Source organism: Limosilactobacillus pontis DSM 8475 (assembly GCF_001435345.1).
In the GTDB taxonomy this organism is placed as follows: domain Bacteria; phylum Bacillota; class Bacilli; order Lactobacillales; family Lactobacillaceae; genus Limosilactobacillus; species Limosilactobacillus pontis.
In genome coordinates, this window is sequence record NZ_AZGO01000055.1 from 90,154 (window position 1) to 112,487 (window position 22,334).

Consider the following 22,334-nt stretch of genomic DNA (forward strand, 5'->3'; position numbering starts at 1 on the left):
CCTCTAGGAACATCCCGATCGCCATCAGGTCCATTGCCAGCATCATCTGCTTGCCCAAGGTCAGGATCACCACCAGGAGCCAGAAGCAAAACCGCACCCACATGATTGTCTGTGACACATTATCATCCCCTTATTTCCATTATAGTCGTGATTACCGCTGACGCCAGTTCGTAAATATCGTCATAACTAACGAGTGTCTGCCTTCCCCAAGTCCGCCAATTCCCCTATAATAGTAAATAAGAATAACAAGGAGGTCTTTCTATGGCTTTTAAGATTAAAAAAGATGATATCAAACGGTTCCGCAGCGATTACGACAACCGGCGTGACAGCCACGTCATCGAGAACACGGTCACCAAGAACGGGGTGCGTAACGCCAGCTTCAACTGGCACGCCATCAAGGATAACGATCCCCACTTCTCAATTGACCTGAAGACTGGGGACGTCGCCGACCAGAAGCAGTCCGGTCGTTGCTGGATGTTCGCCGCCCTGAACACGATGCGTCACGAGATGCAACAGAAGTTCAACCTGCCCGACAACTTCGAGCTCTCCCAGTCCTACCAATTCTTCTGGGACAAGTTCGAGAAGGCTAATTACTTCTACGAAAACGTCCTAAAGACCGCCCACAAGGCCACGGACAGTCGTAAGGTTGCCTGGCTGATGGCCGAACCGCAAAACGACGGCGGCCAGTGGGACATGCTCTGTGCCCTGATCGAAAAGTACGGGGTCATGCCAAAGTCCGCCATGCCAGAATCCTTTAACTCCAACAACTCCCGGGGTATTGACAGCGTCTTAAACAACAAGCTTCGCCACGATGCCGTGATCCTTCGTAAGATGATCAACGAGGACCACGCCGACCAGAGTGAGCTCGATGCCAAACGGACCGCGATGCTGAACGAGGTCTATCGGATGCTGGCCTACGCCTTTGGGGAACCAAGCACCCACTTCAACTTTGAGTACCGGACCAAGAAGGACAACGAATTCCACCGCGACACCAACCTGACCCCACAGGAATTCTTCAAGAAGTATGTCGGCTGGAATCTCGACGACTACGTTTCCATCATCCAGGCCCCAACTGCCGACAAGAAGTACCACCAGCCCTACACGATCGACATGCTGGGTAACGTGGTCGGCGGCCGTCAGATCAAGCACCTCAACCTGCCGATGGACGAGTTCAAGGAGCTGGCCATCGAGCAACTCAAGCATGGTGAGAGCGTCTGGTTCGGTTCCGACGTCGTCCAGTACTCTGAGACCAAGCTTGGGATCATGGCCCTCAACACCTATGACTACAGCGCCCTCTTCGACATGGACCTCGACATGACCAAGGCCGAGGCCCTCGACTATGGACAGAGCATGATGGACCACGCAATGGTCCTGACCGGGGTCGACATCGCCAACGGCAAGCCAACCAAGTGGAAGGTCGAAAACTCCTGGGGCAACAAGGTCGGCCACAAGGGCTATTTCGTAATGAGCGACGCCTGGATGGACAAGTACTGCTACCAGATCGTCATCAACAAGAAGTACCTCTCTGACAAACTGAAGAAGGCCCAGGCCCAAGACCCAATCGTCCTGAAGCCATGGGATCCGATGGGCACCCTAGCCTAAGCGGCTATGACAAAACGACACCGGATAAATCCGCGGATTTATCCGGTGTCGTTTTCTGTTTATTTCACTTTTTGATTGAGGTAGTCCAAAACGATATCGTAGACCTGCTGGCTCCAGAAGTCACGCTCGTGATTGGCCCCCTTCACCCGGTAGGCCTCAACATCGTAGCCGTCTTTGTCCAGCTTGTTGTACATGTCGACCATCTCGTGGTACGGCACCACCTCGTCGGCATCCCCGTGCATCAGCAGGAAGGGTGGGTAGTCCTGGCCCGGCTCGGCAACATCCAGCGGACTCATTGCTGCCATCTCAGCTGGCCACTTGCTGGTATCCATGCCAAACAGGCAGAACTGCAAGAGCTTGTTGCCGGGAACCTTGGCAGACGCCTTGAAAGTATCGGCCACGTCCATCGGGGCAAAACAGGAGACCACCGCATCAACCCGGTCTGATTCGTGGGCGTAGAGGTGGGACTTGTATCGCGGATCATCCCCGGTCAGGCCAACCAGCATGGCGGCGTTGGCCCCGGATGAGGTCCCCCAGATAGCAACCCGGTGGGGATCAATCGCGTACTTGGTGGCCTTGTGCCGGAGGAAGCGGATTGCCGTCTTGACGTCCTTCAAAAAGGCGGGGAAGGCAAAACCGTCGATGGCGCTGCGGTGCTGGACCGTGGCGACCACGTAGCCATGCTTGACGAACTGGACCAGTTGCGGGATCTCCTCCCCCATCCGGCCCGTCCGCCAGGAACTCCCCTGGACAAAGACGATTAGTGGCCGGGGATCGGTGTGGTACTGTTTGGGGTAGCGCTGGGTCCACGGCGCTAAGATCTGCATCTTGAGGGGGCACCCAGTCACGGCGGCGTAGGTGATGTTCTCAATCAGGCGGACCTGTCCGGTTAGTTCGGGGTTGTTATGCAGCTCATGAATCATTAATTTTCACCATCCATTGTAATAAAGGTTTTCTTGACGATGTTCAGCCGGTCGTCGAAACGATACCAGATCGGCTTGCCGTTGGGAACCTCGACCTGGTCGATCTCGTCGTCAGGAATCTGGTCGAGGTACTTAATCAGGGCCCGCAGTGAGCTGCCATGGGCCACGATCAACTGGTTCTTACCGTCCAGGAGCCGCGGGACAATATGGTCCTGCCAGTACGGTAACAAGCGTTGCTGAGTCATTGCTAGGCTCTCACTCAGCGGCATCCTGACTCCCAACCGGTCGTAGCGGCGCTCGTGCTGGCGATACTCCAGTTGCGGTGGCAGGTCGGTAAAGCCCCGCCGCCAACGATGGAGCTGATCAGCACCAACCTCCTTCTTAACCTCGGCCTTGTTTCGCCCACTCAGCGCGCCGTAGTGTCGTTCGTTGAGACGCCAGGTCTTGTGAATCGGAATATAGAGCTGGTCAATCTCATCGAGGACGAGGTTGGTAGTCATAATTGCCCGCTCCATGTAGGAAGTGTGGGCGTCACTGAACTGAATACCTAACCGTTTTAGCTCATGGCCGACCGTGATCCCCTGTCGAACGCCCTCGGGGGTCAACGGTACATCCGTCCAGCCCGTAAAGATGTTATCCCGGTTGGCCTGGCTCTGACCATGCCGAACAATTACTAAATCTACCATACACTTTCACTCCTTTGCCAGTATTAATCATAGCGCAATTGTGCACTATTTAACAGTCAGCAACTACAATAAGGTCTTGATAATCACCATCAGGATTGGGATGACGATCACACTCAACACGGTGGTCTCGGTCACCATGATGGCCGCATAGTTGGCATCCGCGTGATAGAGCTTGGAGACGACCGGGGCGTTAGTCATCACCGGCATCGCCGCCTGGAGGATGAAGACCTGCTTCATCAGTGGCGGCATGCTGCTGGGCAGGACCAGAATCGCCATCAGGACCGGGGCGAAGAGAAAGCGGCCCAGGAGGATCCCCCAGGCGTCGCGCGTCAGCCGAACCCGGCTCAGCCCGGCGTTGGAGATGGCGATCCCGATAAAGATCATCGATAGCGGGATGGTCAGCCCACCGATATAGGCGAGGCCACTCATCACGAACTTCGGTAGGTGAACGTGGAGAATCACCAGGATGACCCCGACGATGAAGCCGAGCAGCGGTGGTGAGAAGATCTTCTTGAGGGCCGTCTTGACGTCAACCCTGGCCTCGTGCAGACCGTCGCGCTGGATCAGCCAGACTCCCAACGTCCAGAAGAAGGTCGTGTTGGCCATGTAGTAGACCAGCACGTATGGGATCGAGGCGTTGCCGAAGAGGGCTAGGTTGATCGGCAACCCGATAAAGACCGTGTTGGAGTTGAAGAACATCGACGAGAAGAGGCCGAGGCGAGACCGCTTGATCCCGATTGCCCGGGCGACCGCAAAGGAGAGGGCAAAGAGGATGATCATCGATAGGACCGGGTAGCGCAGGTCCGGCAGGAGGGTCTTCAGCTCCCCGGCCGAGAAGTCACGTATGATGGTGGTGACCATGTAACACGGCAACGCCACCTCGGTCACCAGCCGAGAGATAATCCGCGGCGACTGGGGATTGAACCAGCCGCGCTCGTTCATCACGAAGCCGATCACGACCATTACCAGGATGATTAGAACCCCGGAAACGGCCGATAAGAAAATAGAAAGCATTGCGTCATTTCATCTCTTTCTCACGAAGTTGTCTCTTATTGTACACCCACCATCCGGTCCCCACCGCCGTCGATCCGACATCTTGGCACATTTGTCTCATCAGAATGCCGTCGTTGGTCAAAATAGTCTATAATTGTAGGGATTGACTAATTTTAACTAGATGTAGGAATGAATATGAAACATAAAATATACCACCTTATTAACTGGTCATTGCCCTATCTGGCGATCTGCGCGATGACCTACATCATCATGTATCCCCAACTGATCTCCCACGGGGTGATCCTGGGAACCGACTCGATCTTCCACTTTAACCGCTTCTATGACGCGGCTAAGCAGATCCAACAGTTCAACTTCAGCTACTTCCAGAGCAACTACTGCTTCCAGCAGAGTGGCCGGGTGATCAACGCCGTCTACGGGCCACTATTTGCCTATCTCAACGGGGCCCTGATTGGCCTGCTCGGCACCTGGTTTCGTTACGAAATTATCACTAACCTGATCATCTACATCGGTGGGGGCGTTGGGATGTACCTCCTGGCCATCAAGGCCCACAGTTCCCGCCGCTTCGCCCTCCTGGTCAGCCTGATCTTCATGAACATCGGTTGGCTGCCCCGCTGGGAGCTCGCCCAGAACATGAATGCCTGGGGTGCAATGCTGGCGCCGTATATGTTGATGTGCGGGCTGACGATGCTCCAGGATCGCCACCGGCCCGTCCACTGGCTGCCGCTGATGACGCTGATGACCATCATCATTCAGATTCACCTGCTGAGCTCGCTCTTCTTCGTCGCCACCCTGATCCCCTTCTTCATCATTGGCCTGGTCCGGACCGACCAGCGCTGGGGGATGATTAAGGAAACCGCCCTGGCCGTTGTTGGGACCACCATCCTGACGGCCAACGTCTGGGGAGCCCTGCTGATGCTTAACCTCCACAACAACATTGCGACCCCAGCGGCCTTTAACATGTTCAAGAACTCGCTGGTCCCGTCGCGGTTTAGCAGTACCCGGGACTACCTGATCTACTTCTGCTGGCTACTCTTTCTCCTACAGTTTATCTACGTCTGCTGCCACCTGAAACGTTCCCTGGTCAATACGACCGTCACGATCATAGGGGCGGCTATCCTGATGTTCAGCTCGATCTGGACCCCGTGGGAGAAGCTGGCAGTTGCAATGCCGAGCCTCCAGCACAACCTTCAGTTTCCAAACCGGCTAACGGTGATTGCCTACCCCCTGCTCCTACTCGGGGTCGCGATATCTGCCACCACCTTCGTCCAGCACGACCATGAGCCAGTCCTCCACCTGCGGCGCAACATCACAATCGGGGTCCTGGTCTTCGTGGTCACCCAGGTATTTGTACCCAACACCATCGACGTCTTCCAGCGGACTGCCCGCTACAAGTCGAACGATGTCCTCAACACCTCCAGCGCCATCGCCTGGGTTACCGACAACCGGGTTAAGCTCCGCAGGTCCGTCCACGATCTCTACCCTGGACAATTGCTGACGATGGTTGAGAAGCGCAGTCCGGACTACCTGCCAATTCCAAAGAAGTATGTCAACAAGAAATACATCCGCTCCTTTGCCTACCAGGACCAGATCATCAACCACGCCCAGGAATACCAGCACACGGTCCTGCCACACGGCGGCCTGAAGCTGACCTGGAATGCTAACCAGGCCAGAAAGGTCCGGTTGCCGATCATCGCCTATCACGAGTCTCAATTGACCGTCAATGGTAAGCGCCTGACCCACTACCAGCGCTCCTCGATTGGGGCCCCATACGTCCACCAACGCCGCGGCAAGAACACCGCCACCCTCTACTTCAAGATCGCCGGCTGGTTCAAGGCCATGCTCGCTGTCTCCCTGACCGGGTTGACCCTGCTTCTCTTCTACGGGATTTACCGCTTTATCCGATCCTGCCCTCGCTTCTGGCGGCAGGTAACTGAATAGTCGGCGTGTACCGCCTGTAAACACAACGCCCCCCAAAACTGGTCTGATGATCAGTCCCAGGGGGCGTTTTGGTATTCAATTATCGTGACTAATCACGCTTACGGCGCTTGCCGGCCAGGCCGAACAGTCCCAACAGGGAGGCCAGACCCGCCAAGGTACTGGCGTCGTGCCCATTGCCGGTCTGTGGCAGGCGCTGACGGTTCGTTGCCGCCGGTGCCGCTGACTGGGCAGCAGGCGTCTGTTTGGCGGCTACCGCGACCGGAGCCGACGTGGTAGCTGTCAGATGATGTGTCGTGGCTGTTGCTGCCTGGTGGGCAGCGTTGGTCGCCGTCCCCTGACCCGCCGGCTGATAGTCACCGTTATCCGCCGCACCCTGGTCAACAGCGTGGTCGGCAGCCGGGACGTCGTTGGCCGGCTGGGTCGGCGTCGGCATGGCTACCGCGGCGTAGGTGATGGCGACCGTTTGATCGGCTGTTTCACCATCTACCGTGACCACAGGCAGCTCCGCCTGACTCGGCGTGTAACCAACAATCGTTGCCGGCTTGAAGGCATCCCATCGGGCCGTGGTCCATGGGTTCCAGGCGATCTGGCCGGTTACCAGGTCCAAGTCACCGTAGCGGCTGATCTTGGCAACCTGGCTAGTGGTCGTTGTCTGACCATCCGGAGTGGTTACCCTGATCGTCCGGGTCACCGTCTTGGTTTGGGCCGGATCATTCACGGCGTGGCGAATAACCACGATGATGATCTGACCATTTTCTTCCTTGATCCGAACCGCTGTCGGAACCGTGGCCGGATCCATCGGTACCCAGTTGGTCGGGAACTGTGGCGTTACCTTAACCGTGTCGCCGACGTGGCTAGTGATCATCTGGTAACCGATCTCGTTGCCGTCCTTATCGACGTACTTGATCTCAACCGTGCCGCGGTTGGCCGTGTAGGCGATGTCAACGGTGACGTCCCTGGTCAGGCTTGCCGCGTCGTCGACCGCTTCGACCATGGCCTGACTCGGCGTGTAGTGGTCAATTGCCGGGGTAGTAAAGGCCACCCAGCCATTGCTGGTCAGCTGCCAGTCACTAAACGTTACCTGCTGCGTAACCTCATCCACGTCAGCGATCCGGTTGAAGGTTGCCGTCTGCTTGGTCGTCTTGACCGTGCCGTCCGGCTGGCGAACATTGATCGTCCGGGTTACCGTTTTGGTGAAGGCACTTGGCGCTAGGCCCGTCGGCAGTTCTCCCTGACCGTCGATGATGTGGTGCCGGTGGTCAACCGTGATCGTCATGTCCGGTGTTTGGTCACCAGTGAAGTGGACCGTCGCTGGAACCTGACCATCGACAATCTTCCAACCAGTTGGCACATCAGAGTGGACATCAACGGTCTGGGCGGTCTTGCCGGTGATCATGTCGGTCTTAACCTGGTGACCATCCTGATCGGTGTAGACGATGTGGGTGGCTTGGTCGTTAGCCGTGTAGGTAATATTGACCATGACGTCCTGCTGGCCATTCTTGACCATGGCTGCGTCAACCCCAGTCCAGGATGGCGTGTAACCGGCAATTACCGGCGCAATGAACTCAGCCCAGTTATCACTGGTTCACTCGTTCCAGGTCGTCTGATTATTGACCAGATCCGTGGTCCCCTGCCGCGTCAGCCGTGCCACTTGATGCGTGGTTGTGAGGTTACCTTGGGGATCCGTGACGTTGATTGTCCGCGCAATCGTCTGACTATCGGCAGCCGGCTTCGTCTGGTGCCCCAGTTCAACAATCACATCGTTGTTGCCGTCAGCCTTGAACGTGTAGTTCTGTGGCAGGCTATCCTGGTTGATAATCTTGTAGTATTCAGACGTTGCATAGTTCAGATTAACCGTCTGATCAGTTTCTCCATTTACCAGAACGTTCTTCACAACCCGATCGCTGTCCTTGTAGACAACGTGGGTTGCTTGCTCGTTGGCCGCGTAGGTGATGCTGACGATTTGGGCCTTTTGACCGTCCTTAACCGTAACCGCTGGTACATCTGCTTGGGAAATCGTATAGCCAGCAATCTGCCCCGGCTTGAAGTCCGCCCATGTGTCTTCCGTCCAGTCGCCATAGCTAACCTCACCGGTAACATCGTCAACGATGGCATCCCGGTGGAGCTTAGCGACCTGCGTTGTAGTCGTGATCTGGCCATCCGGCTTCGTCACGTTAATCGTTCGCGTAATCATCTGGTTCAGATTCCCCTGGTGGGCACCCTTGATGTCCTGACCAGTTGGCGTCTTCGTGCCTGGTTCAACCGGGTTGTTATGGTCAACGGTGGTCCTGTCGTGAGCAACCGTGATCGTCGTGTCCGGCGTCGGGGCTCCCGTAAAGTGGACCGTTTCCGGAACCTGACCATCGACAATCTTCCAACCAGTTGGCACATCAGAGTGGACGTCAACGATCTGGGCGGTCTTACCGGTGATTGTATCGATCTTGATCTGGTGGTCATTCTTGTCAACGTAGATGATGCAGGTTATCTGATCGTTAGCCGTGTAGGTGATACTAACCGTTATGTCCTTGGTCTCACTAGTGACAGCTGCCTTGATAACAGCTGCTTGTGTAGGCGTGTAACCCGCAACAGTCGGAACATTATATTCAGCCCAGTTCCCGCTTGTCCAGTCTCCCCAAGTAGTATCGTTGGTAACCAGATCCTTCACACCAGTCCGGTTCAACTTAACAGCTTGCTTGGTGGTCGTAACCTTTCCAGACGGTACCGTAACGTTGATCGTCCGCGTAATCGTCTGACTATCAGATACCTTTTCGGTGTCGTGAAGCAAGTTGATTACAATGTCCTTGTTACCATCCGCCATGAAGGTGTAGGGAGTTAATACCTTACCAGTTACGTGATAGTTGGCAGGTACGTCAGTAGTAAGCTTAACCGTCTCACCGGTCTTACCAGTCAGCTTATCAGTTCTAACTACCTTATCGCCATCTTTGTAAACCACGTGGGCAGTTTGTTCGTCGGCGGTGTAGATGATGTTGACAACTGCATCCTTGGTATTAGCTGTAACATCCGCCTCGGCTACGGATGGTTGACTAGCGGTGTATCCCTTGATTTCTGGAACTTTGTAGTCATCCCATGAGCCACCGCTCCAGTTAGACCACTTAATGTCGCCAGTAACCGCATCTTTCTGGCCGTGACGAGTCAACTTAGTAGTTTGCTTGATGGACTGCGTCTTGCCATCTGGAGTAGCAATGTTAATCATCCGGGTAATCGTCTTACTGTCGGATACTTCACCGTGCTGGTGGCCCAGTTCAACGACCACATCCGCATTCTTATCTGCCTTGAAGGTATACTTCTTCGGCAGCTTCCCCGCATCCGCAATGGTGTAGCCATCAGGTGCCGTGTAAGTCAAACTAATGGTCTGAGCAGTCGTACCATTGATTGGCGCGGACTTAACGATCTTGCTACCGTCTTTGTAGACGATCCTAGCTGACTGATCATTGGCAGTGTAAGAAATATCGATCGTTGCGTCCTTGGTATCAGCCGTAACATCCGCCTCGGCTACGGATGGTTGACTAGCGGTGTAACCCTTGATCTCTGGAACGTTGTAGGCATCCCAGCTGGCAGTTGTCCAGTTACCCCACTCTGTCTGACCAGTGACCTTATCAGTGGTACCTTGGCGAGTCAGCGTGGCGGTCTGCTTGATCATCGTTACTTTACTTTGTGGATCAGTGATGTTGATCGTCCGCGTAATCGTCTGACTGTCGGCAGCCGGCTTTGTCTGGTGCCCCAGTTCGACGATCACGTCGTCGTTACTAGCGGCCTGGAATGTGTAGTCCTTCGGCAGCCGGTCCTGGTTGATAATCGTGTAGTGTTCAGGCACAACAATAGTTCAGGTCAACCGTTTGGTCGGTCTTTCCACCTACCGGAATGGTCTTCACAACCTGATCACCGTCCTTGTAGACAACGTTAGCCGCTTGCTTGTTGGCTACGTAGTTAATGTTGACAATTTGGCCCTTTTGACCGTTCTTAACCGTGAATGCTGGCACAACAGCTTGAGAAACTGTGTAACCGGCAATCTGACCCGGCTGGAAATCTACCCAAGCATCTTCTGTCCACTTACCATAAGTAACATCCCCGGTAACATCGTCAATTACGGCGTCACGGTGAAGTTTAGCAACCTGTTTAGTCGTGGCAGTCTTGCCATTCGGCGCCGTCACGTTGATCGTCCGGGTGATCGTCTGGTTCAAGTCGTTTTCGTGAGCACCTTTAATATCCCGACCGGTTGGCGTCTTGGCGCCTGGATCAACTGGGCTGTTGTGGTTAACGGCGGTCTCGTTGTGGTCAATCGTGATCGTCGTGTCCGGTGTCGGGGTACCCGTAAGGTGGACCTTTTCCGGAATACCATCGATAATCTTCCAACCAGAGGGAACCATGGAGTTAGTGTCAACGGTTTGGTCCGTCTTACCGTTAATTGTGTCGGTTTTGACCTTGTTGCCATCCTGGTCAACGTAGATGATACGGGTTATTTGGTCGTTGGCCGTGTAGGCGATATTAACCGTCACGTCTTTCTGGCCATCCCTAACCGTGACTGCTGGCACATCGGCCTGGGAGACCGTGTAGCCGGTAATCTGGTCTGGCTTGAAGTCCGCCCAAGACTTATCATCAGCTGACCAATCACCATAGGTTACCTCACCAGTAACTGCGTCATAAGTAGCGTCGCGGTAGATATGAGCGGCCTGTTTCATCGCGTTGATCATGCCGGCTGGCTTCTTCACGTTGATCGTCCGGGTAATGATTTGGTTCAAGTCACCTTCACGAGCACCATCAATGACCATGCCAGTTGGTGTCTGCGTACCTGGTCGTAATGGCTTATCGTGGTCAACATTCTCAATAACGTGCTCAAGCGTTAATGTGATATCGACATGACCATCAGTACCAAACTCAATCGACGTTGGAACCGTTTGCCCAGCAATTAACTTCCAACCAGCTGGCACTTGGCCATGGTAAGCAACGGTTTCGTGGGTGTAACCATTAACCTCATCAGAACGAATAGTATTACCCTTAACGTCTTGAAAAATAACATAACTGGTGTGTAAATTGGCCGTGTATTTAACATTGATGATTTCATTGATGCCTTTCTGCGCCCGCGTAATGATTTCTTTGCTAGGAATCTTAGGAATATTATTAACGGACTGGTGCGCATCATTCTCCATCGTCGCACTGTAACCAGCAAATTCTGTTGGCTCATATTCTGCCCATTCCTTAACATTGGTTTTAACTCCAGGAATTGTTTGCTTCGTGACATAATCATGATTCGTCGTCGTGGTTACCGTTGCTGACTGGATCGTCGTCGTCTTTTCCCCGTCAGGAGTCGTAACGTTGATTGTCCGGGTAACGGTCTTTTCGGTAGCTTTAGTTGTCTTTTGGTGACGAAGATGGACAATTGCAAACACCTTGCCATTATCGTTGCTAACCTCATATTTAGGCTGACCATTTTGGTCATCGCTAAGAACAATTACCGGCTGTTGGTTCAGCTCATATTTCTGCGCTTGCAAGTCTTTAGGAACAGTGATCGCTACAGCACTACCGGTCTTCCCCTCAATAAATTCCGTTTTGTTTGAAGGAACTTTTTCTCCGCCCTTATCATCATCCACATATTCCAGTGGGAGCCGCGTATTATTTCCCTCCACGAAGACGTAGTAATCATCCGTTGCCCCTTCTTTTCCAGGAAAAGTGACTACCGTCGACGTACTCTTTAGGATCCTATCTGCTGGGATCTTAAAGCGGTTATTCACAGCGTTGGCATCAACGAGGGTGTAACCATGTAGCGTGGCCGGGTCAATGTTAATTTGCCCCGACTCACCACACCAATTAGACTTTATCAGTTGCCCCTGCGGAAGCTGGACCTCCGCATTCGCGATATTCTTTGCCTGTGAGTTGACGTCAATGAAATGAACCTTAGCAGAGGAATGCCCCTGAACAACGTGTTTGCCTGGATTAGTGGTAATCGTCCACGGAACTTTAATCCGCTGGAGATTTCCATCGTAAAGAGCGACACTAATCTGATTTTTGGCCGTATGGTCATAGCTAACCACGTGGATCTCCTGCAACCACTTCAACGGGTTATCCCCTAAAAAGTGTTGATATGCTTCGACATTATCGCGGGAAAACTTGTCCGGGTCGATCCCCGGCTGCGCAGTGTATAGGACACTCTTAAAGTAGTTATACAGACTGCCGTACTGTTGATCAATTGCGTTGACCCATTCGGTATGTAACCGTGCTGTCGGCCACTTAAACCAGAGATTAATTGATCCGTTATTCTGACGGGACCAGATTAATTCATCAGCATTTTGTTTCTTCAGTGCTGATAGATCAAGATTATCCGCTACCCGAACCGATCTAATCTTTTCCCAAAGTGGGATTTTACTATTGTTGCGAACAACCTTATGGACGTTTCCCTTATTGTCTAGGTCAAACAATGCTTCTGCCTTGGCACCACCATATACTTGAATGTCCGCAATACTCTTCCCATTTAGGACACCACCCCACTGATAAGTACCTGGCAAGGTCGCCTTGGTGGCAGTCAGGGGATTCCTCAAGAATGCCTTTTGCGCACTATCACTGACGTAGTTGCTGCTTACCGAAAATAGCCCCTCATCACCGGAATTTAATTTAGCCGCACTAAAGTTACCGCTTGAGGTTTCCAGAGTGAACTTAGGGGCAGTGATGGTAAGGGTATAAAGAGTGTTCTTACCATTGGTAAACTTGACCTGCTGTTCTGGATTAAGTAATGTTCCCCGGTATGCATCCGCATTAGCAGGGTGGTTAAGGTCGAGGGCGACCGGAATATCAAACTTAATCCGCCGGTCGTCGTTAAACTTAGCGTTTCGGTTGAGGTTTTGCAGACTAATGACAATGGTCCCTTTCTGCTCACCATTCTCAAGGTGTAGATCCCCAACTCTTACATCAACCCCGTTTACTGGTGCCGTGATTTCGTGCTTGGCAGATCGAATTAGTACCGAAATATTTTGCTTACTGCCCTGGTCAGAGCGGACTTGGCTGATCGTTCCCACCTCAATGATGCCACCAGCAGCCAGTTGTTGACTGGTAACTTCAAAAGAACCCTTCAACCCCACGACCTTATTACCTGTTGCCGTGATGGTTGACGAATGGCTTTCATTATTCTGCGCTTTGGTGTACATATCCAAATTAACGTTTTGCGCAAATGACTTAGCCTGGTTTTCACCTGTGCTGTTGGTTATGGGGGCGGTGACGGGCTGCGTGTTTACATCGCCCGGGACCCCATCGTTGGTATTCACCGCTGCTGCGCTAGGGATACTGCTTGAACGCGGCGACGCAACGGTAGCGGTATTTAAACTACCGGGAACGACTGGAACGGCCTGCTGTGGTGAAGATGCATCAGCCAGCGCGCTCTGGCTGCCGCCCATGTAAAATCCGGCGGCAATTGCGACCGAAACAACCCCAATACTAAGTTTTCGCAACGAGAAACGTTGAAACCTTCGATTATTCCTGTTGCTTTTCGAAAACTTATTATTTTTACCAACCATTTTTTACATTCTCCCCAAGTTAATAATATTTTGGATGTTAAGCGTCTACCTCGCATTTTCTTTATTTACACAAAGAAATGTAAAATCGATTAACTAGTCCCCATATATAAAAGTTAACCTTGTTTACTTTCTTTTACGTAAAACCGTTAAGAATGTATCAAATCCTGCTAAAAATCGTCAATGCATCGTCGACAGCCTTATATATTAGCGCTGGGGAAAAATGACCGGTTTTGGGGCTGAATACAAATAAACATATTTTTGAGATATTATTTTTATAGTTTAGAAACGTTGATAATATTCGTTAATAGATATTAATACACGTAAAACAGCAAAAAGCAGCCGTCACTGAAGGAAATGACTGTTCACTGACAATCGATCCCAAATATGTCAATCGGTTGACTTTTAAAACGCATAACGCCGCCATTTCAGTGCGATTAGCACTTGAAATAGCGGCGTTGTCAGCTCGTATATCAGTTTAATTATTTGGCATTCATGATAAATGAAAATTCGATATCTTTATCAGCCGAAATGTGGTATTTCTGTTCGACATCTGCACCCCAGCTGTCAATTCCACCGACACCACGAACGGCTCCCGCGATTACTAACACAGTACGCCGTGCCAATGGCAGCTCTTCCAGGTGGGTGGCATTCTCCAGTTCTTCGGCCGTATATGGCAGGCAACTGAAGTTAATCGGCTGATCATCCTTGGCGACCTTTAATTTGAACGGGGTCCGGTCATGGTCAGCATTATTCTGGGTAGTATCCCGGGTAATCTCAACCCAGTCCGTGGCCATGTGCATCCCATTCTCCTGGGGAACCAGGTACTTAGCTACCGGTAGTCCCTTTATAGCAAAAGTCCCGTGCGTGACCCCAGCCATCCGGTCTGGATAGGTCTCTCCAGACAGACCTTCGTAGGTGAAGCCGGTCGCTTCCGTCGGCATAATCAGCCGCAGCCCAAAGACCGGCAGTTCAGGTAGACCATCCTTACCAGTGTAGTGAACCCCAACTTTAATCTGGCCGTCCACCTGGACCTCATAGCTGACCGTAGCGTGCGTGGCCGGGCTGGTGAGGGTTTCGAAGGTGTAGCTGATGATCACACCATCGGCCTCTTCATCCCCCCTGAAGTCGTTGGTCCGCGGTGCCACCGGTAGTTCGTCAAAGTGGTGGTCGCCGACGCTCAGATCAATGTTGACACACTTCTGGAAGAGGTCGGCGCAGACCCACTGGGCAGAACGAATATTGAAGCCGTTCCCCCGATCGTTATCGGTCGTGGTCCGCCAGAAGGTCGGTGTCGGGACCCGGTAGAGCCATTCCTTGCCCTTGATCTTCATTGACTCCAGGCCGCCGCGCTCGTAGCTGAAAATATAGTGAAAGTCATCGCCAGCAACCCCGAGGGCGCCGTCGCCGTAAATGACGTGTAATTTATTTGTGTAAGCCATAGTAGTACCGTACCTCCTGCATTGCTGGTTTTGGTGTCCGGTCCGCAAACATCAGGCCGTCACCCGAGAATTCGTAGTCTGAGTGCCGATCATCGAAGTCACCGCCGTAGCGCATGACCTCCTTACCACTGATCGGGTCTTTGACCGCGATTGCTTGGTCGATGAAGTCCCAGATAAAGCCGCCGAAGTATTGTGGATACTTATCGAGCAGCTCGATGTAAGATCCCATTCCCCCGTCGGAGTTACCCATGTCGTGCATGTACTCACACTCCATAAATGGCTTGTCCGGGTTGTTCTTCAGGTATTCCTCAACCTGCTTCGGTGGTAGGTACATCCAGCTCTCGACGTCGGAGATCTGGTCACGGTAGTCCTTGGTTCCCCCAGCTGGTAGGTAGCCCTTCGGATCCAGGCTCGGAATTTGCTTACTGTAGTCGTGGGTGTGGCAAACGCCCTCATAGTGGGTCAGGCGGCTGTCATCGTGCTCCTTGTAGAACTGATTCATGGTAACCAGGTTGTCACCGGCAAATGACTCATTTCCCAGCGACCAGAAGAGGATCGCCGTGTGGTTCTTGAAGGTCTCGTAGTTGCTCCGCGCCCGGTCGACAACGACGTCCTTCCACTGTGATACGGAACCGGGAACGTTGTATGACGGCTCGATGGCCCCCATCTTCTGCCAGGTGGCGTGGGACTCGAGGTTATTTTCTGCCATCATGTAGATCCCGTTTTGGTCGCAGAGGTAGTACCACGGGATCTGGTCTGGGTAGTGACAGGTCCGGACCGCGTTAATGTTATTTTCCTTGAAGGTGGCGATGTCTTTCGTCATGTCGGCCATCGTGATTGCCCGGCCACGGTGGTCATCCCACTCGTGCCGGTTAACCCCATTGATGATCAGCCGCTTGCCGTTGAGCAGGACCACATGGTCATCATTGATCTCAATCCGCCGGAAACCAAACCGGTACGGAACCAACTCCAGCAGCTTGCCGGATTCGTCGCGGATCTCGACCAGCAGCTGGTAGAGGTATGGGTCGTGGTTGTCCCAGAGGTGGACATCATGGAAGTCGACGTCTTCTAAGTCCACCGCCGTCGTCACTGGCAGGCTCTGGTCCAAGAGGCCGTTGCCATCGGCGTCCTTGACCATGATGTGGACACTACCGGCCCGTTCACCGGCCAGCTTGAGGCTGAGGTTGAAGCGGGCATCCTTGAAGTTATCCGCCACCACCGGCCGGATCGTCATGTCCTCAACGTGGGTCACCGGCTGGGCCAGCAGGCTAACGCTACGGAAAATCCCGGAGAAGCGGAACATGTCCTGGTCCTCAATCCAGGAAGCGGTACTGTGCTTGAAGACCTCGACCGCCATCACGTTACCCTCGTCCTGGATGTACGGGGTCAGTTCAAATTCGGACGGGGTGAAGCTGTCTTCGGCATACCCGATGAAGTGGCCATTGAGCCAGAGGTACATGGCCCGTTCGACCCCTTCAAATCGGACCCGGACCGCCTTGCCACGCAGGGCTGGGTCGAGGTCAAAGGTCCTTCGATACATACCGACCGTATTGTCACTACCGGTACTAAAGGAGCCGGCCTGGGTGTCATCGGCACTCAGGGCATAGGCTGGGCGCCGATAGATCTTCCCTTCCCACGGAATCAGGGTGTTGATGTAGTTGTTCTGGGCGTAATCGTTCATCTCGATCTCACTCGGCACGGTGATTGAATCAAAGTCCGTGGTGTCCTGATCCAATGCGTAGAAACCGTGCAACCGTTCTTGGGGAGTCTGGGCAAACTTGAATTGCCACTGACCATCGAGGGACTGTGTAAAGCGACTGGCACCGGCTGCCCACTCTGCATAATTGCCATAGTAATGATGGTCACTGTGCGCAGGAAGCTGGTTGACCCGGAAAGTCTCCGGATCGTCTAACCATTTGATATCTGCATCCATTAAAAAATCCTCCTCATATAAGCAAGTTACACACTAAGTATAGCGCTTTCAAGCGATGGAAGACAAGAAATTCGATAAATGTTCAATGATACAGTTAGTATTAGACAGGATTTAAATTTAAAAACAAAAACACCCAGTCAAATGACTAGGTGTTTTAGTAGTGCGGCCGAGAGGACTTGAACCTCCACGGTCATAATCGACCATAAGATCCTTAATCTTACGCGTCTGCCAGTTCCGCCACGGCCGCATATCTCATCAACATAAATTATTATAGCAAACGCGGTCACCCTTGGCAACTACTTTTTTAAATTAATTAATTTAAATCGGCCCCCGCACCGTCGGCAGACGTAGCGCGCCGTATTAAACCGGCGCTGGCGGGCTACCAACGCCCCACAGCCCTGGCACTGATAGAGCCAGCGAGCTTGCCGGCGCGACCGGGCCTTGCTGGTTACCGGCGCGTACCGGGACCCACCAACCACGACTAAAAGTTCCCTGAAGGCCCGGCTACGGTGGTGGTAGTCCCGGCCGGTCAGGTGGAGGTGGTAGTGGCAAAGCTCGTGGAGGACCACCTGTTTCAGGTTCTCCTGATCAAACTCAGTGTACATCAGCGGGTTGATGTCGATATGGTGGTCAGTCAGGTGGTAACGGCCCCCGGTCGTCTTCAGCCGGTTGTTGAAGACAATCCGGTGCAGAAAAGGCCGTCGGAAATATTCCAACGACCATTGCTCAGTCAGGCTCTGTAATTCCTGGTTATCCATTGGCAACCTTCTTTGGCGCCACCATCGTCAACTGGATCCGCTGACGTTTCAAGTCGACATCATCAATCCACACATCGACAATGTCACCGACTGCCACCACTGTCCGGGGATCACGGACGAACTTCTTGCTCATCTCCGAGACGTGGACCAGGCCGTCGTGCTTGACCCCGATATCGACAAAGGCCCCGAAGTCGACCACGTTACGAACAGTCCCCTGGAGCTTCATCCCCGGCTTAAGGTCCTCGATGGTCATAACATCATGCCTGAGCAGCGGCGCCGGCATACTATTCCGGAGGTCCCGGCCCGGCTTCTTCAGGGAGGCGATGATGTCGTTGACCGTTGCTTCCCCCGCCTGATCGGTCGTGTAATCGGCCGCCTTAACCTTGGCCAGCCGTTTCGTGGCCGCCGCAGTACCGAGGTCCCCGACCGCAATCCCGGTGTCCTTCATGATCTTGGCCGCGATGTCATAGCTCTCTGGATGGACGTCCGTGTTATCCAGCGGGTTATCCCCGGCTGGGATCCGGAGAAAGCCGACCGACTGCTGGTAGGACTTCGGTCCGAGGCGCGGTACCTTCTTCAGCTGGGTCCGGTTCGTGTAGCGACCGTGCTCATCACGATAGTGGACGATGTTCTTAGCGATCGTCTTGTTGAGGCCCGAAATCTGGGTCAACAGCTGGTAACTGGCAGTGTTGAGGTTGACCCCCACGCGATTGACCGCCCGCTCGACCACGTCGTCCAGGGCCGTCCCTAGTTCCTTCTTCGGCAGGTCGTGTTGGTACTGACCAACCCCGATCGCCTGGGGATCGATCTTGACCAGCTCGGCCAGGGGGTCCTGAAGACGGCGACCAATACTAATGGCGCTCCGCTGCTCGACGTGAAGGTCCGGGAACTCATCACGAGCCTCCTCACTGGCGGAGTAAACTGATGCTCCAGCCTCATTGACAATCACGTAGTAGACCGACCGGGAAATCTTCTTCAGGGCGCTGGCCACGAAACGTTCAGACTCCCGGCTAGCGGTCCCGTTACCGATTGCGATCATCTCAACTCCGTAGTGCTCAATCAGTTGGAGAAGCTCGCCCTCCGCGGCCGCCCGCTTCTTCGCCGGGACCGGATCGTGCGGATAAATGACCGCCTTGGTCAGGAACTTACCGTTTTCGTCAAGGATTGCCAGCTTGCAGCCGGTCCGGTAGGCCGGATCAAAGCCCATCACAACCTTCCCCTTGATTGGGGCCCGCATCAAAAGGTGGTAGAGGTTCTCACCAAAGACCTTGATCGCCTGCTCGTCCGCCTGGTCGGTCAGCTGACGGCGGAGTTCCCGCTCGATCGCCGGCGCCAGGAAGCGCTTGTTGGCGTCCGTGTATGCCGCGGTGATGAAGTCGGTGGCCGCGTTACGCTTGCTGGTCCGGATAAGCCGAAAGCGAAGATAATTCAACACGGCCTCAGTATCGACGGCGATCTTGACGCTGAGGACCCCTTCCTTCTCGCCCCGGTTGACCGCCAGAATTTGGTAGGAGCTAAGGTCCTTAACCGGGGCAGTGAAGTCGTAGTACTGTTTGTAGGTGCCCAGTTCGTCCTTTTCCTCACCGTTGCGCTTCAGGGTGGTAACTAGCTGGCCATGGTTAACGGTGTAGGAACGCAGCCAACCACGAACCGTCGCCATTTCGCTGATCGCCTCGGCCAAGATCTCATTGGCTCCATCCAGGGCCGCCTGGGCATCTGGTACCGAATCATTGACGTACTTAGCAGCCGCGCCAGTCAGATCCTCATCCGGGTAGGTCAACATCCAGTTGGCCAGTGGGGCCAGACCAGCTGCCCGGGCCTGTTGAGCCTTGGTCTGCCGCTTCTGCTTATATGGTAGGTAGAGATCCTCGACCGTCTGCAGGTCCGTTGCATCCCGGATCTGTTTGGCCAGGGCCGGGGTGAGCTTGTCCTGCTCCTTGATCCTGTTAATGACGGTCTCCTGACGTTCCAGCAGGCTGGTGACGTGCTGGTATCGGTCCCGGACCGCTTGCAACTGCACCTCATCCAGGGTCCCAGTCATTTCCTTGCGGTACCGGGCAATGAAGGGGATCGTGTTTCCCTCGTCCATCAGCTTAAGGGCCGCCTTGATCTGTCCTTGCCGGATGTCGGGTAGTTGCTGACTAACTAACTGCAGTGTCTTTTCGTCCATAAATCCTCCGTTAAAACGTTACTTCCACCAGGTGTCCAGTGGGGTGATCGGCTGGTGACGCTTGTGGCGGGTCTTCTTGTACCAGTCTTCAATCTTTGCGGCCGCTTTCTCGGCAATCACGTGCCCTTCCAGGTAATTATCAATGTCTTCGTAACAGACACCCAGTGCCGCCTCATCGGCCCGCATCGGTTTGTCGTCCTCGAGGTCGGCCGTTGGCGTCTTCTCATACAGGTTGGCCGGGGCCTTCAGATACTGGAGCAGGGCCTTCCCCTGCCGCTTGTCCAAGCCGGACAGCGGGGTGATGTCGGCCCCGCCGTCGCCAAACTTGGTGTAAAACCCAGTGACGGCCTCTGCGGCATGGTCTGTACCAACAACCGCCCCGCCGTACTGGCCGGCGATGGCATACTGGACAATCATCCGCTCCCGGGCCTTGATATTGCCCTTGTTGAAGTCACTGATATCGGCACCGGCCTCTTCCAGCGATTTCACCATGGCGTCCGTGGCCGGTTTGATGTTGACCCGCATCGTCTTGTCGGGCTTAATGAAGTGGTTGATCGCCTCCATGGCATCGGACTCATCTGCCTGGGTGCCATAGGGCAGGCGGACCGCAATGAACTGGCAGTCATCGTCATTGGTCTCTTGCCGGCGCCGTTCAACCGCCAGCTGGCAGAGCCGACCAGCCAGGGTGGAATCCTGCCCGCCAGAGATGCCGAGCACGATCGTCTTCATCCCCGTCTTCTGCATGAAGTCATGGATGAACTTGACCCGCTTTTCAACCTCTTCCTTGGGGTCAATGCTTGGACTGACCTTCAAATCATCAATAATCTGTTCCTGCATTTTACGCATGACTATTACTCCTTATGACCAAGTGTCTTAACATATTCGTGAATGTGATGAATCATCGCCAGCTTATTGTCATAGCACTTCTGGGAGAGGTCGACCGGGTAAACCTCGGGGTTGAGATCGCGCTTGTACTCATCCCAGAGGGCATCCAGGCTGGCCGTCCGGTGATCACGGGTCTCGTCCAAGGTTGGTTCATCGTAAACAAACTCACCATCCTTCCAGATATCCTTGAGTATCGGCCGGGCGATGAAGTCGCTGACGTCCTTTTGCTGGAGGGGGAAGTTCGGGTTGAACATGTTTAAAGATTCCTCTTTACGGGGATCTTCATCAGCCAGGGTGATATAGTCCCCTTCGCTCTTGCCGTCAAGCCGGTCGTTGATTCGCCAAACCTGCTTCTTGCCCGGGGTCGACATCTTGGCCACGTTGTTCGACAGTTTGATCGTGTCAACCAACTGACCGTTGTCGTCCTCGACGGCTACCAACTTGTATACCGCGCCTAAGGTTGGCTGGTCGTAAGCAGTGATCAATTTGGTTCCAATCCCCCAGACATCAATCTTGGCCCCCTGCATCTTCAGGTTCTGGATGGTCTTCTCATCGAGGCCGTTGGAGGCAAAAATCTTCACGTCCGGGAAGCCAGCCTCGTCCAGCATCGTCCGGACCCGCTTGGACAGTGAAGCCAGGTCGCCGCTGTCGATCCGGACCCCAATGAAGTTGATCTTATCGCCAAACTCCTTGGCTACCCGGATAGCGGTCGGCACCCCACTCTTCAGGGTGTCGAAGGTATCGACGAGGAAGACACAATCACGGTGGGTCTGAGCATAGGCCTTAAAGGCGTCGTAGTCATTCCGGTAGGCCTGGACAAGGGCGTGAGCATGGGTCCCGGAGATCGGAATCCCGAAGAGCTTGCCGGCACGTACATTGCTGGTGGCGTTAAAGCCGCCAATGTAGGCCGCCCGGGTACCCCAGATCGAGGCATCCAGCTCCTGGGCCCGCCGCGTACCAAACTCCATTACACTCTGGTCACCGACGATCGACTTGATCCGGGATGCCTTGGTGGCCACCATGATCTGGTAGTTGAGGATGTTCAGGATCGCCGTTTCAATCAGCTGACCCTCGATGATCGGGGCGTCTACCTGGAAGATCGGCTCGTGATTGAAGACCAGGTCCCCCTCTTCGAAGCTCCGGATCGACCCGGTAAACCTAAAGTCACGCAGGTACTCCAGAAAATCATCGTCGTACTGGTCAGTTGACTTGAGGTAGTCGATGTCGCTGGCGGTGAAGTGGAGCTGCTTGACGTAGCGGATGATGTGGTCAAGTCCGGCGTAGACCGCATAGCCATTCTGGAACGGCATCTTCCGGAAGAAGGCCTCAAAGACGGCGCGGCGATTACCGACCCCCTGTTTCCAGTAGGTCTGCATCATGCTCAGCTCATAGGCATCGGTGTGCAGGGCTAAACTATCATCGGGATAATTGAATTTCATGAATCTTGATCCTCTCAAAATATA

At 53.9% G+C, this 22,334-nt stretch carries 14 protein-coding genes, 1 tRNA gene and 1 pseudogene; 2 read left to right on the top strand and 14 right to left on the bottom strand.

All coding sequences use genetic code 11. From position 1 onward, the window contains the following. Nucleotides 1–261 precede the first annotated feature (261 nt). A complete protein-coding gene (locus FD34_RS05355) occupies nt 262–1,602 on the top strand; it encodes a C1 family peptidase (protein ID WP_057807514.1) in 1,341 nt (446 codons plus the stop codon). A 59-nt stretch (nt 1,603–1,661) separates the two neighbouring features. On the opposite strand, the gene FD34_RS05360 is transcribed toward FD34_RS05355, so the two are convergent. The 3 genes from FD34_RS05360 to FD34_RS05370 form a co-directional block, all read right to left on the bottom strand. Further along, entirely contained in the window at nt 1,662–2,525 is an 864-nt protein-coding gene (locus tag FD34_RS05360) for an alpha/beta hydrolase (protein WP_057807516.1), read from the bottom strand. Further along, on the bottom strand, nt 2,525–3,211 hold the full coding sequence (locus FD34_RS05365; protein ID WP_057807518.1) for a 2,3-bisphosphoglycerate-dependent phosphoglycerate mutase: 687 nt from the start codon (nt 3,209–3,211) through the stop codon (nt 2,525–2,527). The genes FD34_RS05360 and FD34_RS05365 overlap by 1 nt, the downstream gene beginning before the upstream one ends. Nucleotides 3,212–3,274: 63 nt before the next feature. Then, a complete protein-coding gene (locus FD34_RS05370) occupies nt 3,275–4,225 on the bottom strand; it encodes an AEC family transporter (RefSeq protein ID WP_057807520.1) in 951 nt (316 codons plus the stop codon). Nucleotides 4,226–4,399: 174 nt separating this feature from the next. On the opposite strand from FD34_RS05370, the gene FD34_RS05375 reads away from it, so the two are divergent. Further along, nucleotides 4,400–6,163: a glycosyltransferase family protein gene (locus FD34_RS05375; protein WP_057807522.1), complete on the top strand. Its 1,764-nt coding sequence runs from the start codon at nt 4,400–4,402 to the stop codon at nt 6,161–6,163. A gap of 88 nt (nt 6,164–6,251) precedes the next feature. Here the strand turns inward: FD34_RS05375 and FD34_RS05380 are convergent, their stop codons facing one another. From FD34_RS05380 to FD34_RS05425, 11 genes and pseudogenes are all read right to left on the bottom strand, one after another. Next, nucleotides 6,252–7,643: a mucin-binding protein gene (locus FD34_RS05380; RefSeq protein ID WP_420865322.1), complete on the bottom strand. Its 1,392-nt coding sequence runs from the start codon at nt 7,641–7,643 to the stop codon at nt 6,252–6,254. Then, a pseudogene (locus FD34_RS08915) lies at nt 7,629–7,733 on the bottom strand (hypothetical protein); the annotation flags it as partial. The gene FD34_RS05380 and the pseudogene FD34_RS08915, both read right to left, overlap by 15 nt. A gap of 15 nt (nt 7,734–7,748) precedes the next feature. Further along, nucleotides 7,749–9,998, bottom strand: a complete 2,250-nt coding sequence (locus tag FD34_RS05385; protein WP_057807526.1) for a mucin-binding protein — start codon at nt 9,996–9,998, stop codon at nt 7,749–7,751. Beyond that, nucleotides 9,991–13,686 (bottom strand): mucin-binding protein, encoded by a 3,696-nt coding sequence (locus FD34_RS05390; protein WP_083479886.1) that lies wholly within the window; start codon nt 13,684–13,686, stop codon nt 9,991–9,993. The genes FD34_RS05385 and FD34_RS05390 overlap by 8 nt, the downstream gene beginning before the upstream one ends. A gap of 479 nt (nt 13,687–14,165) precedes the next feature. Further along, nucleotides 14,166–15,125 carry a beta-galactosidase small subunit gene (locus FD34_RS05395; protein ID WP_057807529.1) on the bottom strand — a complete coding sequence of 320 codons (960 nt, stop codon included), beginning with the start codon at nt 15,123–15,125 and terminating at the stop codon, nt 14,166–14,168. Then, nucleotides 15,109–17,058, bottom strand: coding sequence for a glycoside hydrolase family 2 TIM barrel-domain containing protein (locus FD34_RS05400; protein WP_057807531.1), 1,950 nt, complete (start codon nt 17,056–17,058; stop codon nt 15,109–15,111). The genes FD34_RS05395 and FD34_RS05400 overlap by 17 nt, the downstream gene beginning before the upstream one ends. A 161-nt stretch (nt 17,059–17,219) precedes the next feature. After that, nucleotides 17,220–17,305: transfer RNA gene (locus FD34_RS05405), tRNA-Leu, on the bottom strand. A gap of 49 nt (nt 17,306–17,354) precedes the next feature. Beyond that, on the bottom strand, nt 17,355–17,816 hold the full coding sequence (locus FD34_RS05410) for a SprT family protein (protein ID WP_057807532.1): 462 nt from the start codon (nt 17,814–17,816) through the stop codon (nt 17,355–17,357). Beyond that, complete coding sequence (locus FD34_RS05415; RefSeq protein ID WP_057807534.1) at nt 17,809–19,986, bottom strand: Tex family protein; 2,178 nt, start codon at nt 19,984–19,986, stop codon at nt 17,809–17,811. The genes FD34_RS05410 and FD34_RS05415 overlap by 8 nt, the downstream gene beginning before the upstream one ends. A gap of 18 nt (nt 19,987–20,004) precedes the next feature. After that, complete coding sequence (gene nadE, locus FD34_RS05420) at nt 20,005–20,832, bottom strand: ammonia-dependent NAD(+) synthetase (RefSeq protein ID WP_057807536.1); 828 nt, start codon at nt 20,830–20,832, stop codon at nt 20,005–20,007. A gap of 5 nt (nt 20,833–20,837) precedes the next feature. Next, nucleotides 20,838–22,310 carry a nicotinate phosphoribosyltransferase gene (locus FD34_RS05425; protein WP_057807538.1) on the bottom strand — a complete coding sequence of 491 codons (1,473 nt, stop codon included), beginning with the start codon at nt 22,308–22,310 and terminating at the stop codon, nt 20,838–20,840. Nucleotides 22,311–22,334 lie beyond the last annotated feature (24 nt).

Coding starts and splice junctions, on each gene's coding strand:
- nadE (WP_057807536.1), bottom strand. CDS start 20,832: ATGCGTAAAATGCAGGAACAGATTATTGATGATTTGAAGGTCAGTCCA.
- FD34_RS05380 (WP_420865322.1), bottom strand. CDS start 7,643: ATGGTCAATATTACCTACACGGCTAACGACCAAGCCACCCACATCGTC.
- FD34_RS05360 (WP_057807516.1), bottom strand. CDS start 2,525: ATGATTCATGAGCTGCATAACAACCCCGAACTAACCGGACAGGTCCGC.
- FD34_RS05370 (WP_057807520.1), bottom strand. CDS start 4,225: ATGCTTTCTATTTTCTTATCGGCCGTTTCCGGGGTTCTAATCATCCTG.
- FD34_RS05425 (WP_057807538.1), bottom strand. CDS start 22,310: ATGAAATTCAATTATCCCGATGATAGTTTAGCCCTGCACACCGATGCC.
- FD34_RS05410 (WP_057807532.1), bottom strand. CDS start 17,816: ATGGATAACCAGGAATTACAGAGCCTGACTGAGCAATGGTCGTTGGAA.
- FD34_RS05390 (WP_083479886.1), bottom strand. CDS start 13,686: ATGGTTGGTAAAAATAATAAGTTTTCGAAAAGCAACAGGAATAATCGA.
- FD34_RS05415 (WP_057807534.1), bottom strand. CDS start 19,986: ATGGACGAAAAGACACTGCAGTTAGTTAGTCAGCAACTACCCGACATC.
- FD34_RS05400 (WP_057807531.1), bottom strand. CDS start 17,058: ATGGATGCAGATATCAAATGGTTAGACGATCCGGAGACTTTCCGGGTC.
- FD34_RS05355 (WP_057807514.1), top strand. CDS start 262: ATGGCTTTTAAGATTAAAAAAGATGATATCAAACGGTTCCGCAGCGAT.
- FD34_RS05365 (WP_057807518.1), bottom strand. CDS start 3,211: ATGGTAGATTTAGTAATTGTTCGGCATGGTCAGAGCCAGGCCAACCGG.
- FD34_RS05375 (WP_057807522.1), top strand. CDS start 4,400: ATGAAACATAAAATATACCACCTTATTAACTGGTCATTGCCCTATCTG.
- FD34_RS05395 (WP_057807529.1), bottom strand. CDS start 15,125: ATGGCTTACACAAATAAATTACACGTCATTTACGGCGACGGCGCCCTC.